This is a genomic window from Cellvibrio fontiphilus, assembly GCF_042646205.1.
Lineage (GTDB): Bacteria > Pseudomonadota > Gammaproteobacteria > Pseudomonadales > Cellvibrionaceae > Cellvibrio > Cellvibrio fontiphilus_A.
This window is the reverse complement of sequence record NZ_JBHRTF010000001.1, coordinates 211931-227755: the sequence shown is the minus strand read 5'-3', so window position 1 is coordinate 227755 and position 15825 is coordinate 211931. Positions and strand designations below refer to the sequence as shown.

The window sequence follows — 15825 nt, the reverse complement described above, 5'->3', positions numbered from 1 at the left end:
CTAGCCACCTTTTATTTATCACCGAGCCATCTATGAACAGACCTCTCACCCCAGCTTATTTGCAGCGCTTTAGTGGTTTGGGCCGGCTTTATGGCCAGGCTGCCCTGCCTGCTTTGACCAATGCGCATTTTGCGGTGATTGGCCTCGGCGGTGTGGGTACTTGGGTGGCGGAGGCGCTGGTGCGTTCAGGGGTGGGCGAGTTAACGCTTATCGAAATGGATGAGGTGTGTATCACCAATACCAACCGTCAATCCCACGCGCTGCAATCCACCATCGGGCAGTCCAAAAATCAGGTGATTAGCGAGCGCTTGCGCGATATCAACCCCGAATTAATTATTCATTCGGTGGAGGATTTTTTGGACGACCAAAACATGAAAACGCTGATTGGTAAACAGCACCATGTGGTGATTGATGCAATCGATGCGGCCCATTTAAAAGCGCGGTTGGTGGCTTATTGTTTGGCGATTAAAGTGCGTTTGATCACCATTGGCTCCTCGGGCGGCAAACGCAGCCCGCAGGCGGTTACGGTGGATGATTTGGGGCGCAGTATTAGCGACCCTATGCTGGCCAAGGTGCGCAGCCAGTTGTATCGCCACCACAATTTTGCACGCGACACTAATCGCCGCTTTCGTGTGGATGCGGTCTATTCCACCGAGCAGATGGTTTACCTCAAGCCTGATGGTTCCGTGTGCATGGATAAACAAGCCTTGGCCGATGGTGTGAAGCTGGATTGCGCTGGCGGTTTTGGCTCCAGCATGATGGTGACTGCCAGCTTTGGTTTGGTGGCGGCAAATCGCGCGATTGAACGCTATTTAACAAAAGTGCTTTAACCCAATCAAAGCCAGATAAAAAACCAGATAAAAATAATTTTTTATTTCATTTAATTTTTAAAATCCGCTTCTTTTTGACATCGATCAAAAACCCGCCCGCTTTGTTTTGCAATCTTTTTTAATCCAACTAGGCTAAAACCGACGTGAGTATTAAACCCCGGAGATAGCCCATGCAGGACCAGCCTATTGCCGAAGACGGCGCGGAAGTACGCGCTGAAGCGGCCCAGCGCAATCAACAAGAACGACAAAAAAAACGCGAGTGGCGCCTGTTTATTTTCATCATCGTTTTCCTTTTTCCCATACTGACTGTTGCACTGGTAAGTGCGATGGGTTTTTCCATTTGGTTTTATCAATTAATAGCAGGGCCGCCGGGTGCGGGCTAAGGGAGTCACTATGTCGATGTCTATGCCCCATTCCTCACCCGCTGCGCTGATTGCGACAGAAACACTAAACCCGCCGCCAACGCATCTGCATATCGCCAGTTTTATTGCCCATGTGCGCCCCGAACAAATGAACGAATTAAAACACTGGTTGCAAGCCTGCGTGCATTTTGAAATTCATGCCGAACACGCGCTGGGAAAATTGGTACTGGTGACCGAGAGCAATAACGAACAACAAATTGTGCAGCGCCTTGATGAGCTGCGCGCCCAAGCCGGTGTATTAAACGCCGCGCTGGTGTACCACGAACAAATCGCATTGGAAGAATTAGCCGCCGAGGAACAGCCTCTATGAACATTACCCGCCGCCTGTTTGCCAAAGCCAACGCTGCTGCCGTTGCCGCCGCTGCCATTGGTTTGCCGGTGCCCGCCAGCGCCAGTAATTTAATTACCAACCGCGAACTCACCAGCCTCAAATGGAACAAAGCGCCCTGCCGTTTTTGCGGCACTGGCTGCGGGGTGATGGTGGCCACCAAGGACAACCGCGTGGTCGCCACCCACGGCGATGTCAAAGCGGAAGTGAACCGCGGTTTGAATTGTGCGAAGGGTTATTTCCTCTCCAAAATCATGTACGGCAGTGACCGTTTGCAACAGCCAATGCTGCGCATGACTAACGGCAAGTACGATAAAAACGGGGAATTCACGCCGATTAGCTGGAAGCAGGCGTTTGAAATTATGGCCGACAAAGCCAAAACCGCACTGCGCGATCACGGCCCGGAAAGTGTGGCCATGTTTGGCTCCGGCCAGTGGACAGTGTGGGAGGCTTACGCGGCGAGTAAATTGATGAAAGGCGGTTTGCGCACCAACAACCTTGACCCAAATGCGCGCCACTGTATGGCATCCGCCGTGGCCGGTTTTATGCGCACCTTTGGTATGGATGAACCCATGGGCTGCTATGACGATTTTGAAGCCGCTGACGCTTTTGTGCTTTGGGGTTCCAACATGGCGGAGATGCACCCGATTTTGTGGAGCCGCATCACCGACCGGCGCATGTCCTTCCCCCATGTGCAAGTCGCGGTGTTATCGCCCTATGAAACCCGCAGTTTTGAGTTGGCCGATGTGCCGCTGATTTTTAAACCGCAAACCGATTTGATTATTCTGAATTACATCGCCAACCACATTATTCAAAGCGGCAAGGTGAATCAGGAATTTGTGAAAAATCACACCCGTTTTGCCAAGGGGCAAGACGATATTGGCTATGGTTTACGCCCGGAAGATGAACGCCAAAAAAGCGCCAAAGGCGCCGATAAAGCCAATACCTGGAGCGATATCACCTTTGACGATTTTGCCGAGTACGTAAAACCCTACACCCTGGAATACACCGCCAAAGAAACCGGTGTGGGCAAGGATCACCTGCTGCGCTTGGCGGAAATTTACGCCGACCCAAAAACCAAAGTCATGTCGCTCTGGACCATGGGTTTTAACCAACATACACGCGGCGTATGGGCCAACAACATGGTGTACAACCTGCACCTGCTCACTGGCAAAATCGCCGAGCCGGGCAATAGCCCCTTTTCATTGACCGGTCAGCCTTCGGCCTGCGGTTCAGCGCGGGAGGTGGGAACTTTTGCTCATCGCCTGCCCGCGGATTTATTGGTTACCGACCCAAAACACCGCGCGATTACCGAAAAAATCTGGAAGTTGCCGGAGGGCACCATTCCCGACAAAGTGGGCTTCTCGGCCGTGCATCAAAGCCGCAAATTAAAAGACGGGGTGATTCGTTTTTATTGGACGCAAGTCTCCAACAATATGCAGGCAGGGCCAAATATTGCGCAGGAAATTTTGCCCGGCTGGCGCAACCCCAATGCCTTTGTGGTGGTATCTGATGTCTACCCAACCGTATCGGCCCAAGCCGCCGATTTAATTTTACCCAGCGCCATGTGGGTGGAAAAAGAAGGCGCCTATGGCAACGCCGAGCGCCGCACGCAATTCTGGCACCAGTTGGTGACGGCACCGGGTGAGGCCAAATCGGATTTGTGGCAACTGATCGAATTCTCCAAACACATCAACACTGACGATGCCTGGCCACAGGAATTATTGGCCAAAGCCCCTGACTACAAAAACAAATCACTCTACGACGTGTTATTTGCCAATGGTCAGGTTAATCAATTCCCCAATAGCGAACGCGATTCCGCTTATTTAAATAGCGACGCCGATGCACTGGGCTTTTACGTGCAAAAAGGCCTGTTTGAAGAATACGCGCGTTTCGGGCGCGGCCACGGCCATGACCTGGCGGATTTTGACAGCTACCACGAGGCGCGCGGTTTGCGCTGGCCGGTGGTGGAGGGCAAAGAAACCCGCTGGCGCTACCGCGAGGGTTACGACCCCTATGTGAAACAAGGCACCGGTGTGCAGTTTTATGGCAAGCCCGATAACCGCGCGATTATTTTCGCCCTGCCCTATGAGCCGCCCGCTGAATCGCCCGATAAGGATTACCCCTTCTGGCTCAGCACCGGCCGCGTATTGGAGCACTGGCACACCGGCACTATGACCAACCGCGTGGAGGAGTTACACGCGGCGGTGCCCGATGCACTGGTGTATATGAACCACGAGGACGCCGAAGCGATTGGTGTGCGGCAAGGCAGCGAAGTGCGGGTGATTAGCCGGCGCGGCGCGGTGCGCGTGCGCGTGGAAACCCGTGGCCGCGTTAAACCGCCGCGCGGGCTGGTTTTTATTCCGTTTTTTGATGCAACCAAATTGGTCAACAACGTCACGCTCGATGCGACTGATCCAATTTCGCTGCAAACGGATTACAAAAAATGCGCGGTAAAAATCGAACTGGTGAGCCTGGCCTAAGGAGCAGATGATGAAAAAAACAATTCTCTTGGCGGCGGCGCTGGTGAGTGCCACATTCATCACCAGCCTGCAATTACAGGCGCAAGATGTAAAAGAACAGGACGTAAAAGCAATCCCGCTGGAAGGCGCCAAGGCCAATTTGGATGCGCCCGCGCCCGATGGCATTCGCCCCGGCGGCACCCTGAGCCAGGAATTGCCCGCGCCTAAAATTCCCCGTCAACGCATTAGTGCTGCGCCGGCCAACCGCAATTACCCCGAGCAACCGCCGATGATTCCGCACAATATTCGCGGTTATCAAATCGACAAAAATTTTAATATGTGCCTGAGCTGCCACAGCCGCAGCGCCAGCCCACAAACCGGCGCAACTATGGTGAGCATCACCCACTATTACGACCGCGATGGGCAAGCGCTTGCTGCGGTTTCACCGCGCCGCTATTTCTGTTTGCAATGCCATTTGCCGCAGCACGATGTAAAACCCACACGCGCAAATAATTTCCAAAGCATAGACAGCATGCTCCAACAACCTGCGGCGGAATAACTAATGAATAACGACAGCAAAAAAAACAATACACAGGCTAAACCCGGCGGCTTTAAACGCGCCTGGGCGTTTATCAAAGAATACTGGGGCCAATTTCGCCGCCCGGCCATGTATATCAGCATGGGCACCCTGAGCATGGGTGGTTTTATTGCCGGCATTATTTTTTGGGGTGGTTTTAATACCGCGCTGGAATTTACCAATACCGAACAATTTTGTATTGGCTGCCATGAAATGAAAAATAATCCCTATCAGGAATTAGCCAGCACTATTCACTACACCAATCGCTCGGGTGTGCGCGCCATGTGTTCGGACTGCCATGTGCCCCACGCCTGGACGGATAAAATCGCGCGCAAAATGCAGGCCTCCAAAGAGGTCTGGGGCAAGGTTTTTGGCACTATTAATACCCGCGAAAAATTCCTCGCCAAACGGCGCGAATTGGCGGAGCGCGAGTGGGCGCGGCTAAAAGCGAATGACTCGCTGGAGTGTCGCAACTGCCACGCGCTGGAGTCTATGGATTTTACCCAGCAATCGCCGCGCGCCCAGGCCATGCATTCCACCCTGCTCGCCAGCGGTGAAAAAACCTGTATCGATTGTCATAAAGGTATAGCCCACCATTTACCGGATATGGCGGGTGTACCCATGGTGACCAGCATTGAATTCCAGGAGCCCTGGCAGGAATTTATCGCAGAGGAAATTGCAAAAACCAATTAATGACTGGAATGTAGGTTGGAAGAGCGCAGCGACTTCCGACGTTTTTCTCAATCGCGAACAATTCGTCAATGTCGGAAGTCGCTGCGCTCTTCCAACCTACGGTAAATCGGAATCGTTTAGGTGTTGATAAATCCGCGCAATAATTGCATTCAAGCCATTATTGCGCGAAGGCGTTAAATGTTTTTCCAAACCCAATCCGCGCAATTCCCCCTGCAAATCCAGGCCAGATAATTCGCTGCTGGTTTTACCATTCACTTGTACAAGTAGCAGCGAAGCCAGCCCTTTAATCACACTGCTATCGGCATCCAGCGCAAAATAATGCCGCTCTTGCTCCACAATATGCCCCAGCCACACCGGCACTTCGCAGCCGCGAATTACCTTATCGGCTACGCGCAATGTCGGTTTGGGGGATATCAACTTGCCCCAGTGGATAATCAATTTATATTGCTGTTGCCAGCTGTGTGCTGCCTGTAATTCGGCAAGGGAAATCGCAGAGAGGTCGTCGTGGTAGGTCACAGCCAAAACTCGTTAAAAAATCAGATTATAAAGCAGCGGCTGAAATAACTTTAAGATTCTTTACCCGGCACCCATGGGTTTGTGCAGAAAACTCTGCGTACAATGCAGCGCATCTGCCCTGGCATTTAATACAATTACCGCAGAATCACCACGCCGAATATGCCCCAGGCAAATTCACACAGCTCTCGCGATTAACTAACCAGCGTTTTTCCGAGGGATTTATGTACTATTTTTTCAAATACTTTTTAGCAATCTTACTGGTGCTGGGCCTATCGGCCTGCGGCACTCACACTAATAATTCGCCCACTGCTGCAACAGCTGAAAAACCCGTTAAAGTCATTGCCTATTACATGGGTGATGGCACCGATTTAGCGCGTTACAACGTCAATCAGCTCACCCATATCATTTACAGCTTTTTGCATTTACAGGGCAACCAATTAGCGTTTGATAATGCGCAAGACGAGCAAGCTTTTGCGCGGCTAGTTGCACTGAAAAAAGATCATCCGCACTTAAAAGTCATGTTATCGCTGGGCGGTTGGGGTGGCTGTGAAACCTGCTCCAATGTTTTTAACAGCGCTGAAAATCGCGTGGCATTTGCCAAATCCACCCTCGCACTTATTCAACAACACAACGCCGATGGTATCGACCTGGATTGGGAATACCCCACAGTACCCGGTTTTCCCGGCCACAAATACGCTGCCTATGACCGCGCTAATTTCACCGCGTTGATTCGCGAGTTGCGTGCACAATTGGGCAGTCGCTATGAATTGAGTTTTGCCGCTGGCGGTTTTGATTCTTTTTTGGAAAAGGCAGTGGACTGGGCTGCAATTATGCCGCTGTTGGATAACGTCAACCTGATGAGTTACGACATAGTCAATGGCGGCACACCACACACTGGCCACCACACTGCACTTTACTCCACACCTGAGCAGAAAGATTCCACCGACAACGCCGTGCAATTTTTATTACGCCAAGGTGTAGCACCGCACAAAATCGTTATTGGCGCCGCGTTTTATGCACGCGTGTGGAAGGATGTGGCAGCCACCAACAACGGGCTTTATCAAGCCGGCACCCATATTGAAGGTTATGGCTATAAGGAATTTGCTACGCAATTCAGTGCCGCCAAAGGCTATCAATATTATTGGGATGATGTGGCTAAAGCGCCCAGTTATTACAGCGCCGCAGAAAAAACCTTTGCTACTTTTGATGACCGGCGCTCCATGGCTGCAAAAGTCAATTATGTAAAACAGCAACGCCTGGGTGGCATTATGTTTTGGCAATTACCACACGACAGCGACAGCAATGGTTTGCTCAATGCAATCCATCACAGCGTGCACGAAGTAAAATAATTTACTCCGGCAAACCAAATAACCGCTGCGCATTGCAGGTGGTGACTTCCGCCACCTGCTCAACACTTACTCCTTGCAACTGCGCCAGTTGTTGCGCAATTTGCGGCAAATATTCCGGGCTGTTGCGCTCACCTTGTTTGCCGCTGAGCGGCATATCCGGCGCATCGGTTTCCAGCAGTAAATATTGCAGGGGTATTTTGCTGAAGGTTGCACGCGTTTTTTTTGCGCGCTCGTAGGTAATAGTACCGCCCACCCCCAACAAAAAACCCTGCGCAATAAATTGCTGCGCGGTTTCCAGGCTGCCACTAAAGGCGTGAATCACACCGCCATAACGCGGTGGCATTTGTTTAAAACACGCCAGGATTTCATTGTGGGTTTTTACGCTGTGAATAATCAGTGGCATCTGGTATTCGTTAGCAAACATTGTGTGCAATTGTAATAACTCTTGTTGCAGCACAAGCGGCACATTGATCAATTTATCCAACCCCGTTTCGCCCACCGCGACGCAGCGTTTTTTTTGCGCTGCCAATGCGCGCTCGCCGTGTAATGTCGCTATTGATTGAGGAGCTGACTGAGCGGCCGACTGAGGAATTAACTGCGCCGTTAATTGTTGGTAAATCTGTGCCTGACTGTGGTCATCCAATAATGTCCCAGGCGAAAACCAGGGTTGTTGGTTAATCCAATGCGGGTGAAGGCCAGCGGCAAAATAAAAACCGGAATATTGCTCACAGAGCGCCGCTGCGTTTAACCACTGCGCGGGGTTTACGCCGGGTATGACCAGCCCCTCAATTCCCAGCCTATTACAGCGCGCCCATAGCTCAGCGCGGTCGCTATCAAACGCTGCAAAATCAATGTGGCAATGGCTATCAAATAACAACATAGGAATAATCAAATAAATGCATAAGAATAATCAAATAAATACATGGCGATAATTAAATGCACACACAAAGAAAGCGCCGGCAGCGGCGATCATGCCCAACAACACGATCATGTCCAACAACAAGAGTGTGGCATACTTTGTTCACTTGCACCGGAAACTGATTATGCCTGTCTACCTACGACTGATTATTGCTCTTGCCGCTGCGGCACTGTGTGGCTGTAGTTTTACTAACAGCCCAGCCAACATAAAACCATCGCTGCCAGTGAAACAAGACTGCGTGATTTTACTGCACGGTTTGGCACGCACCAGCGATTCAATGCGCCCCATGGCAGAAGCCCTGCAAGCACAGGGTTACCGGGTTGTTAATCTAGATTACCCCTCGCGCCAATGGCCTATCGCCACGCTTGCGCAAAAAGCGATACCGACGGCGCTAACACAATGTCGCACACAGCCAACCACCAGAATTCATTTTGTGACTCATTCGCTGGGCGGCATTTTGTTGCGCCAATATTTACAGCATCATCGCATTAGCGAATTACACCGGGTAGTCATGCTGGCGCCGCCCAATAAGGGCAGTGAAATTGTCGATCATTTAAAAACCTTGCCGCCATTTGCTTGGCTTAATGGCCCTGCCGGGAGTGAGCTGGGCACATCCGCCAATGACCTGCCGCAACAGCTGGGCGCAGTGAATTTTGAGTTAGGGGTTATTGCCGGAACCACCAGTATAAATTTGTTGCTATCGCTCTATTTGCCCAACCCGGATGACGGCAAAGTGTCGCTAGAGAGTACCAAAGTAGAAGGCATGCGCGACTTTATCGCGCTGCCGGTTTCACACCCGTTTATTATGAAAGATAAAGACACCGTCGCGCAGGTGATCTATTTTTTACAGCAGGGCCATTTTTTACATGAGGCCAGCGCGCAATAAATACAGGGGTATATCGGCCCCCAAACATTAATCGTAAACATTAATCGTAAACATTAATCGTAAACATTAATCGTAAACAGGGAATTATTATGGTGAGTTTTGCCAGCCAGTCAGGTCTGTCCATGTTGCTGGGCGTTTTTATAGTGTTGGTTCTGCTGCTGGTATTAAATGGCTGCAGCACATTGCGCAGCGCCAAACCCTGGCACAAAACCGAATTACAACAGGAATTTCGCGCAAGCATGGTTAAGGCCGCTACCGCCAAAGCCGTGTTAACCGGTGGCACAACACCGGCTTATCGCTGGAGTGATTATCTCGCGCAGGAGGAAAAACTGTTTGCCGAATTGCGCGCGAGCTTGCATGAAGCGGAGACTTATCAAGGTTACCGGTTCGATGTTAAATCGCCTTTGAACCCACTCAATCAAACACACAATTGGAATCGCAGTTTTGTTTTAACGCCAGAAAAAATTCGCGCAGGTATTGTGATGATCCACGGCCTTACCGACTCACCTTATTCGGTGCGCAGCCTGGCAAATAGTTTTGCACAACAAGGCTTTTTAGTGATTGCCCTGCGCGTTCCCGGTCACGGCACCCTGCCCTCGGGTTTATTAAATGTGCGCTGGCGCGATTGGACAGCGGCAACCCAATTGGCAGCTGAAGAAATGCAGCGGCGCTTGGGCGACAACCCGCATTTTTATATTCTGGGCTATTCCAACGGCGGCACACTTGCGCTCAATTACACCTTGGATGCATTGCAAAACCCGCAGTTACCGCAACCCAAAAAAGTGATTTTATTATCGCCCATGATTGGCATCAGCAAATTTGCCGGCTTGAGCAAACCGCTGGAGTGGATCGGTCAATTGCCGCTGTTAAGTTCGCGCCGCTGGCTCGGCAAAAGCCCCGAATACAATCCGTTTAAATACAATTCTTTTCCGGTCAATGCCGCGTGGCAAGCGCACCGATTTTCTCGCCACGTGCAATTTAAAATCCAGCGCTTAGCCAAACAGCAGCAGTTGAAACATTTACCGCCCGTTTTGGGTTTTCAATCGGTTGTGGATGCAACGGTCAGCACCGCGGCTATCGAAGAATATTTTTATCGTTATTTACCGGCGAATCACAGTGAGTTGGTGTTGTTTGATATCAATCGCCACCAGGATTTTTTGCCCATCACCCGCACCGGCGCCAGCCGTTATTTAACCAGCCATTTTGCGCCGGCGCTGCGCAATTATGATCTGGTGAAAATTGCCAACCGTAACGCAGATACCATGGAAGTGAGTGAGTGGCGGCAGCCAGCAGGCCGCATGGATGAACAGGAGCAGCCTCTGGGGCTGGAATTTCCCGCTGGTGTTTTTTCGCTGTCCCATGTTGCACTGCCATTTGCGATGACCGACCCGCTCTATGGTTTAACGCCCAGCAGCGCGGAAAATTTTGGCATACGTTTGGGTAATCGCCAGCTGCTGGGCGAAACCAACACGCTTATTATCAAAGCGACCACTGGCATGCGGCTCTACTGCAACCCGTTTTACGACTATATGGAAGCGCGGATATTTGCCTGGCTGGATATTGAATCACTGCCGCGCGGGGATTAACGGCAAGGTTTGGTGATGAATAGCAACGGCAAACCCGCTAATGAGCGTCTATGCTGAAACCATAATTACACCAGAAACTGAAATACCACTATGCCTCTAGATTCAAGAAACAAGTTCCAACGCGGATTGGTATACCTGTTTGCCATACTGGCGACCATAGGCATAGCGCCGTTTGTGGTGATCCGCTATTTACATGGCGAGCTGCTGAACGCGGCAGTTGATTTGGCAATTGTGATTGCAGCACTGGGCAGTGCCTTAATCACCTACTGGCGCGGTCAGGCAACACCGGCCATTTCGGTGATGACTGCAATTCTCTATTCCTCGGGTGCGGTGGCCGTGACCCACCTCAACGAACCGATTTTTGTGTTCTGGCTGTTTCCGGCCATTCTCGCCAACTTTTTCCTGCTCAGCATTAACGCGGCACTTATCGCCAACATGCTGTGTATTCTGGCGGTGCTACCCATCGCCAGCCGCCTGGAAACCAATACCGAATTATTTGCGATGATTTCCAGCCTACTGATGTGCGGCAGCATGGCCTACACCTTTGCGCTATTAAATGATCGCCAGCGCACAATGCTGCAGGGTTTTGCTACCCAGGATGCCCTGACCCACCTGGGCAACAGGCGCGCTATGGATGAGGAGCTGCGCCTGTGTGTGGAGGACTTTGCCCGCGCCGGCATTCCCGCCTCACTGATTGTGTTGGATCTGGATTTTTTTAAAACCGTGAACGATAAATTTGGCCACAAGATGGGCGATCAAGTATTGGTGGATTTGGCTGAACTGCTTGAAAACCGGGTGCGTAAAACTGACCGGTTATTCCGTTTTGGCGGCGAGGAATTTGTGGTTCTGGCGCGCAATACCGAGCTTGAGGCTGCCATGGTGATTGCAGAGCAGCTGCGCGCGCAAATCGAGGAGGAAATTAAAGACCCGGAAGGTTCACTCACCGCGTCCTTTGGTTGCGCCCAGCTGCGGCAGGATGAAGATCAACACGAATGGTTTGTGCGCGCCGATAAAGCCATCTACCAAGCCAAACAACAGGGCCGCAACTGCGTTATTGCGGCGGATTAAGGCTCTGCTACAACACACTACTAGCCCGTGAATTTTTTAGCCCGTGAATTTTTCAGCCTGTGACTTCTCACCCGCTTTGCGATTCTTAATCACCCCGATTTCCGCGCCTGCGTTATGCTCGCCGGCGAGGTTCTCCTTAATAAGGCATTTTCATGCAGTCACTGATTAGCAACGTTATCAACCAGGTAGATCAAGTTTTATTAGGTAAGGATCAGCAGGTTCGTTTGGCGCTCGCCTGCCTGTTTGCCGAGGGCCATTTATTAATTGAAGACTTGCCCGGCATGGGTAAAACCACCCTCGCCCACTGCCTTGCCAAGGTGCTGGGCCTGAAGTTTGAGCGGGTGCAATTCACCAGCGATTTGTTACCTGCCGATATTTTGGGGGTTGCCATTTTTGAGCGCGAGCAAGGTGTCTTTAAATTCCACCCGGGGCCGGTGTTTACGCAAGTGCTGCTGGCCGATGAAATCAACCGCAGTTCACCTAAAACCCAAAGTGCGCTGCTAGAGGCTATGGAAGAAGGGCAAGTGACCATTGAAGGCAAAAGCCGCCCGTTGCCAACGCCCTTTTTTGTCATAGCCACACAAAACCCGCTCTCGCAAAGCGGCACTTTTCCGCTGCCGGAATCGCAACTCGACCGATTCCTGATGCGCATCTCCCTCGGCTACCCCAGCCCCGCTTCCGAGCGCTTGTTGTTTGAAGGGGTAGACCCGCGCGCGCGCATCCGCGAGCTGAAACCACTGGTCACTAATGAGCAGTTGGCGGCCATTCAAACAGCGGTAAAACAGGTGGCGGCGAGTGACGTGCTGCTGGATTATGTGCAGCGGCTGGTGGAATTTACCCGCAGCGATGCCCGCTTTAGCTATGGCCTGTCGCCGCGTGGTGCACTGGCGTTATTGCGCGCCGCCAAAGCCTGGGCGCTAATCCACAATCGCAGTTATCTGGTGCCGGAGGATGTACAAACTGTACTGCCCGCAGTGGTAGGCCACAGGGTGCGCGGCACCGGTCACAGCAATGACAGCGAAGCGCTGGTTCGCCACCTGCGCGACAGCGTTAACGTGCTGGTGTGAGCGAGCGATGGGCAAACAATGAGTCTACATAAAACATGAGCCTGGCCACACACTGGCGCGACCTCTGGCAGCGCCGCTTCTTCCGCTGGATTGATAAACGCGCGCCGCGCGCACGCCAGATCGGTCTGGATCGCAATAACCTCTACATATTCCCCAATCGCAACGGGCTGCTGTTTTTGGGCCTGATTGTGATTATTTGGCTGCTGGGCACCAATTACCAAAACAACCTGATCCTCGCCCTCGCCTATTTGATGATTAGCCTGTTTGTGGTGAGCATCCACCATACCTTTGGCAACCTTTCGGGAGTGAAGGTGCGGTTCATTAGCGCCCAGCCGACTTTTGCCGGGGAGGCCGCCGTTTTTGTACTGGAACTTGAAACGGCACATAAACGCGGCAGCGAAACGATTGAATTGGGTTGGCAGGGCAGCGAGCGCCAAACCATTAGCCTCAACCCGCGCGAGCCGCTCAGGGTCAGCTTGCCGGCCCCCAGCCACCGGCGCGGGTATCTGCAACCGGGGCGATTGCTCGTCCAAAGCAGTTTTCCATTGGGCATCATCCGCTGCTGGAGCTGGTTAAATCTGGAGGCGGTTGCGCTGGTTTACCCACAACCTATCGCGATTGAAGAGCCATATCACCAAAATACCAGCGGGCGTGAGGAGGGCGGCACCAGCCGTCGCGGTGGCGATGACTTTAGCGGCCTGCGCGAGTATCAAGCCGGCGACCCCATCAAACACATCGCCTGGAAGCAGTTTGCGCAGCACAAGGGGTTATTTACCAAAGAGTACGAAGCCTATTTTTCCGCTGACAAATGGCTGGATTGGTACAGCTTGAACCAACTGCAGGAGCTGCGTTTGTCCGGCCTGTGTTACTGGGCGCTCCACTACGAGCGCCAGCAGATTCCCTACGGTTTGGCGCTGCCTGAACTGACACTGGAACCCGCACTCGGCGAGACCCATTTGCAAAGGGTACTGACCGCACTGGCTCAATTTAACCTGGAGCCACCTTCCATCCCGACAGCAGGGAAAGATTATGTGGGCTAAACGCAAACCAGCTAAGCCCAGCGTGCGGCGCGAATATCTGGCGCGCGACAAACTCGCCTGGCTGCTGGTAATGCAGGCGCTAGTGATACTGCCGCTGCTGATGAATTTACCCGTCTGGCTCTGGCTGATCTGGGCATTGGCCGGTTTTTGGCGCACCCAGGTATTTCGCGGTCGCTGGGGTGCACCGAGCGGACTGGTGAAAACACTGGTCACCCTGGGCTGCGCCGCCGGCATGGTCGCCAGCTATTCCGGTAAAACCGGCACCGACACTATGGTCGGGCTGCTGGTATGTGCTTTTGTGCTCAAGTTGCTGGAAGTCAATTCCGCGCGCGATGCCTTCTTCCTGATTTTTATCGGCTTTGTTATCACCGCCTGCCAACTGCTGTTTAGCCAAAGCCCGCTGGCCGCCATCTATTGCCTGGGCAGCCTGCTGGTATTGCTGGCCAGCTGGCGCTCGCTCCAATCCAACCGCCAGCAAACGGCGCGCGCCGGTATTTATGCCGGCGGGCGCTTACTGCTGCACGCCCTGCCCATCATGCTGGTGTTGTTTTTAGTGATTCCCCGCCTGGGGCCACTCTGGGCTGTACCCAACCAGCAGGCGGCCAAAACCGGGTTTAGCGACAGCCTCTCGCCCGGCGACCTGGGCCAGCTGGCGCTGAACCGCGCGCCGGCATTTCGTGTGGAGTTCCCCGGTTTAGCAACACCGCCGGCCGCCAACCAGCTCTATTGGCGCGGCCTGGTATTGGATACTTTTGATGGCCGCACCTGGCGCCAACGCGAGCAATGGGGCCTGCCGCCACAGGCCGACAACGCGCAGCTAAAGGTTGTAGAAAGGCTGGATTACAGCATCATTCTGGAACCCCACGGCCAACCCTGGCTGTTCAGCCTAATGACCCCGCTGCGCACCAGCGCGGTCAGCAACCGCCGCCCCATCCGCATCACCCGTGATTATTTGCTGTTCAACCCTATACCCGTCGCCCAGCGCTTGCGCTACGAAGTCAGCTCTGCGCTGCGTCTGGAACAACCAACCACACCCGCGCTGGCCAACGCCGAGCGCGCCAGCTTTAGTCGCCTGCCTGCCAGAAGCAACCCGCAAACCTATGCGCTGGCGGCGCAATGGCGCGGCGAGGGGCTAAACGATGAAGCGATTATTGCGCGGGCGCTGACCTTGTTTACGCGGGAATTTACCTACAGCCTGCAACCACCCCTGCTGGGCCAACACTCGGTGGATGAGTTTTTATTCAACACCAAAAAAGGCTTTTGCGAACACTTCGCCAGCAGTTTCAGTGTGCTGTTGCGCGCCGCCGGCATACCTACCCGGGTGGTCGTGGGCTATCAGGGCGGGCGCTGGAATCCGGTCGAAAATTACCTGTTGGTCAGCCAGTCAGATGCCCATGCCTGGACTGAAGTCTGGATTGAGGGGGAAGGCTGGCGCAGCATAGACCCAACCGCTGCGGTAGCACCCAACCGCATCGAACAGGGGCTGGATGATGCCCTCAGCCTTGAGGAGCAAGCGCTGGTGGGCAACAACTGGAGCGGTTCGTCGCTGCTTTATAACCTGCAACTGCGCTGGGATGCCGCCACCTTTGTGTGGCAGCGCTGGGTACTGAATTACGATTCACAAGCACAGGAGGGCTTGCTTAGCCGTTTGTTGGGCGGCACCGAAGCCTGGCGTATCACCCTGTGGTTGATTGGACTGGGGCTGGTTGCTGCGGCTATTGCGGCCTGGACACTGCTGCGCAGCCAGCTACGCCCCAGCGCTCGCGCCGAGATACGCGCCATCCAGATGCTGGAGCGCAAGCTGGCGCAGTCCGGCTATCTGCGCCAGCAGGGTGAAACACCGGGCGATTTTATTGCGCGGGTGGTACAACAGGAGCCGCGCTGGCAGGCCAGTTTGAGCATTATCGGCCGCTTGTTTGAACAAGTTGCCTACCAGCAACAGCAGCAGGTCTTACCGCAGCTGCAAGCGCGAATCCGCCGCTTTCCCGCTAACTAACGCCCATAAAAAAACCGCTCCCTGAGGCCAGGGAGCGGTTTTTGGTGAACCCATTTCGCGGTTATCGCATCAACCGGTAAAAATGA

At 53.1% G+C, this 15825-nt stretch carries 15 protein-coding genes; 13 read left to right on the top strand and 2 right to left on the bottom strand.

Going from position 1 to position 15825, the window contains the following annotated elements:
* Positions 1 to 32: 32 nt before the first annotated feature.
* The 6 genes from ACFODX_RS01035 to ACFODX_RS01010 all read left to right on the top strand — a co-directional run bounded on the left by ACFODX_RS01035 (position 33) and on the right by ACFODX_RS01010 (position 5312).
* Positions 33 to 830, top strand: a complete 798-nt coding sequence (locus ACFODX_RS01035; protein ID WP_378115168.1) for a tRNA threonylcarbamoyladenosine dehydratase — start codon at positions 33 to 35, stop codon at positions 828 to 830.
* A gap of 170 nt (positions 831 to 1000) precedes the next feature.
* Positions 1001 to 1213 carry a periplasmic nitrate reductase, NapE protein gene (locus tag ACFODX_RS01030; RefSeq protein WP_378115166.1) on the top strand — a complete coding sequence of 71 codons (213 nt, stop codon included), beginning with the start codon at positions 1001 to 1003 and terminating at the stop codon, positions 1211 to 1213.
* A gap of 10 nt (positions 1214 to 1223) precedes the next feature.
* The gene (locus tag ACFODX_RS01025; RefSeq protein WP_378115163.1) at positions 1224 to 1562 is read left to right on the top strand and encodes a chaperone NapD; all 339 of its coding nucleotides are present in this window, start codon (positions 1224 to 1226) and stop codon (positions 1560 to 1562) included.
* The gene (gene napA / locus ACFODX_RS01020; protein ID WP_378115161.1) at positions 1559 to 4063 is read left to right on the top strand and encodes a nitrate reductase catalytic subunit NapA; all 2505 of its coding nucleotides are present in this window, start codon (positions 1559 to 1561) and stop codon (positions 4061 to 4063) included. Before ACFODX_RS01025 ends, napA begins: the two co-directional genes overlap by 4 nt.
* A 10-nt stretch (positions 4064 to 4073) precedes the next feature.
* Positions 4074 to 4601 carry a nitrate reductase cytochrome c-type subunit gene (locus ACFODX_RS01015; protein ID WP_378115159.1) on the top strand — a complete coding sequence of 176 codons (528 nt, stop codon included), beginning with the start codon at positions 4074 to 4076 and terminating at the stop codon, positions 4599 to 4601.
* Positions 4602 to 4604: 3 nt separating this feature from the next.
* Positions 4605 to 5312 (top strand): NapC/NirT family cytochrome c, encoded by a 708-nt coding sequence (locus ACFODX_RS01010; RefSeq protein ID WP_378115156.1) that lies wholly within the window; start codon positions 4605 to 4607, stop codon positions 5310 to 5312.
* 96 nt (positions 5313 to 5408) lie between these two features.
* On the opposite strand, the gene ACFODX_RS01005 is transcribed toward ACFODX_RS01010, so the two are convergent.
* Positions 5409 to 5828 carry a SufE family protein gene (locus ACFODX_RS01005; protein WP_378115154.1) on the bottom strand — a complete coding sequence of 140 codons (420 nt, stop codon included), beginning with the start codon at positions 5826 to 5828 and terminating at the stop codon, positions 5409 to 5411.
* Positions 5829 to 6049: 221 nt separating this feature from the next.
* Here ACFODX_RS01005 and ACFODX_RS01000 point away from each other — a divergent pair, with 221 nt between their 5' ends.
* On the top strand, positions 6050 to 7177 hold the full coding sequence (locus tag ACFODX_RS01000) for a glycoside hydrolase family 18 protein (RefSeq protein WP_378115152.1): 1128 nt from the start codon (positions 6050 to 6052) through the stop codon (positions 7175 to 7177).
* Between the two features lies 1 nt (position 7178).
* Here the strand turns inward: ACFODX_RS01000 and ACFODX_RS00995 are convergent, their stop codons facing one another.
* Positions 7179 to 8057 carry a TatD family hydrolase gene (locus ACFODX_RS00995; protein WP_378115150.1) on the bottom strand — a complete coding sequence of 293 codons (879 nt, stop codon included), beginning with the start codon at positions 8055 to 8057 and terminating at the stop codon, positions 7179 to 7181.
* A 163-nt stretch (positions 8058 to 8220) separates the two neighbouring features.
* Between ACFODX_RS00995 and ACFODX_RS00990 the strand changes: the two genes are divergently transcribed.
* From ACFODX_RS00990 to ACFODX_RS00965, 6 genes are all read left to right on the top strand, one after another.
* Positions 8221 to 8982 carry an esterase/lipase family protein gene (locus ACFODX_RS00990; protein ID WP_378115148.1) on the top strand — a complete coding sequence of 254 codons (762 nt, stop codon included), beginning with the start codon at positions 8221 to 8223 and terminating at the stop codon, positions 8980 to 8982.
* Between the two features lie 89 nt (positions 8983 to 9071).
* On the top strand, positions 9072 to 10568 hold the full coding sequence (locus ACFODX_RS00985) for an alpha/beta hydrolase (RefSeq protein ID WP_378115146.1): 1497 nt from the start codon (positions 9072 to 9074) through the stop codon (positions 10566 to 10568).
* Between the two features lie 90 nt (positions 10569 to 10658).
* Positions 10659 to 11636, top strand: coding sequence for a GGDEF domain-containing protein (locus ACFODX_RS00980; protein WP_378115144.1), 978 nt, complete (start codon positions 10659 to 10661; stop codon positions 11634 to 11636).
* A 152-nt stretch (positions 11637 to 11788) separates the two neighbouring features.
* Positions 11789 to 12703 (top strand): AAA family ATPase, encoded by a 915-nt coding sequence (locus tag ACFODX_RS00975; protein WP_378115142.1) that lies wholly within the window; start codon positions 11789 to 11791, stop codon positions 12701 to 12703.
* Between the two features lie 35 nt (positions 12704 to 12738).
* Complete coding sequence (locus ACFODX_RS00970; protein ID WP_378115140.1) at positions 12739 to 13743, top strand: DUF58 domain-containing protein; 1005 nt, start codon at positions 12739 to 12741, stop codon at positions 13741 to 13743.
* Complete coding sequence (locus ACFODX_RS00965; protein WP_378115137.1) at positions 13733 to 15739, top strand: transglutaminase TgpA family protein; 2007 nt, start codon at positions 13733 to 13735, stop codon at positions 15737 to 15739. Before ACFODX_RS00970 ends, ACFODX_RS00965 begins: the two co-directional genes overlap by 11 nt.
* Positions 15740 to 15825 lie beyond the last annotated feature (86 nt).

What these genes read in the sequence shown, in the direction of transcription:
- ACFODX_RS01035 (WP_378115168.1), top strand. Translation starts at nt 33, where the DNA reads ATGAACAGACCTCTCACCCCAGCTTATTTGCAGCGCTTTAGTGGTTTG.
- ACFODX_RS01030 (WP_378115166.1), top strand. Translation starts at nt 1,001, where the DNA reads ATGCAGGACCAGCCTATTGCCGAAGACGGCGCGGAAGTACGCGCTGAA.
- ACFODX_RS01025 (WP_378115163.1), top strand. Translation starts at nt 1,224, where the DNA reads ATGTCGATGTCTATGCCCCATTCCTCACCCGCTGCGCTGATTGCGACA.
- napA (WP_378115161.1), top strand. Translation starts at nt 1,559, where the DNA reads ATGAACATTACCCGCCGCCTGTTTGCCAAAGCCAACGCTGCTGCCGTT.
- ACFODX_RS01015 (WP_378115159.1), top strand. Translation starts at nt 4,074, where the DNA reads ATGAAAAAAACAATTCTCTTGGCGGCGGCGCTGGTGAGTGCCACATTC.
- ACFODX_RS01010 (WP_378115156.1), top strand. Translation starts at nt 4,605, where the DNA reads ATGAATAACGACAGCAAAAAAAACAATACACAGGCTAAACCCGGCGGC.
- ACFODX_RS01000 (WP_378115152.1), top strand. Translation starts at nt 6,050, where the DNA reads ATGTACTATTTTTTCAAATACTTTTTAGCAATCTTACTGGTGCTGGGC.
- ACFODX_RS00995 (WP_378115150.1), bottom strand. Translation starts at nt 8,057, where the DNA reads ATGTTGTTATTTGATAGCCATTGCCACATTGATTTTGCAGCGTTTGAT.
- ACFODX_RS00990 (WP_378115148.1), top strand. Translation starts at nt 8,221, where the DNA reads ATGCCTGTCTACCTACGACTGATTATTGCTCTTGCCGCTGCGGCACTG.
- ACFODX_RS00985 (WP_378115146.1), top strand. Translation starts at nt 9,072, where the DNA reads ATGGTGAGTTTTGCCAGCCAGTCAGGTCTGTCCATGTTGCTGGGCGTT.
- ACFODX_RS00980 (WP_378115144.1), top strand. Translation starts at nt 10,659, where the DNA reads ATGCCTCTAGATTCAAGAAACAAGTTCCAACGCGGATTGGTATACCTG.
- ACFODX_RS00975 (WP_378115142.1), top strand. Translation starts at nt 11,789, where the DNA reads ATGCAGTCACTGATTAGCAACGTTATCAACCAGGTAGATCAAGTTTTA.
- ACFODX_RS00970 (WP_378115140.1), top strand. Translation starts at nt 12,739, where the DNA reads ATGAGCCTGGCCACACACTGGCGCGACCTCTGGCAGCGCCGCTTCTTC.
- ACFODX_RS00965 (WP_378115137.1), top strand. Translation starts at nt 13,733, where the DNA reads ATGTGGGCTAAACGCAAACCAGCTAAGCCCAGCGTGCGGCGCGAATAT.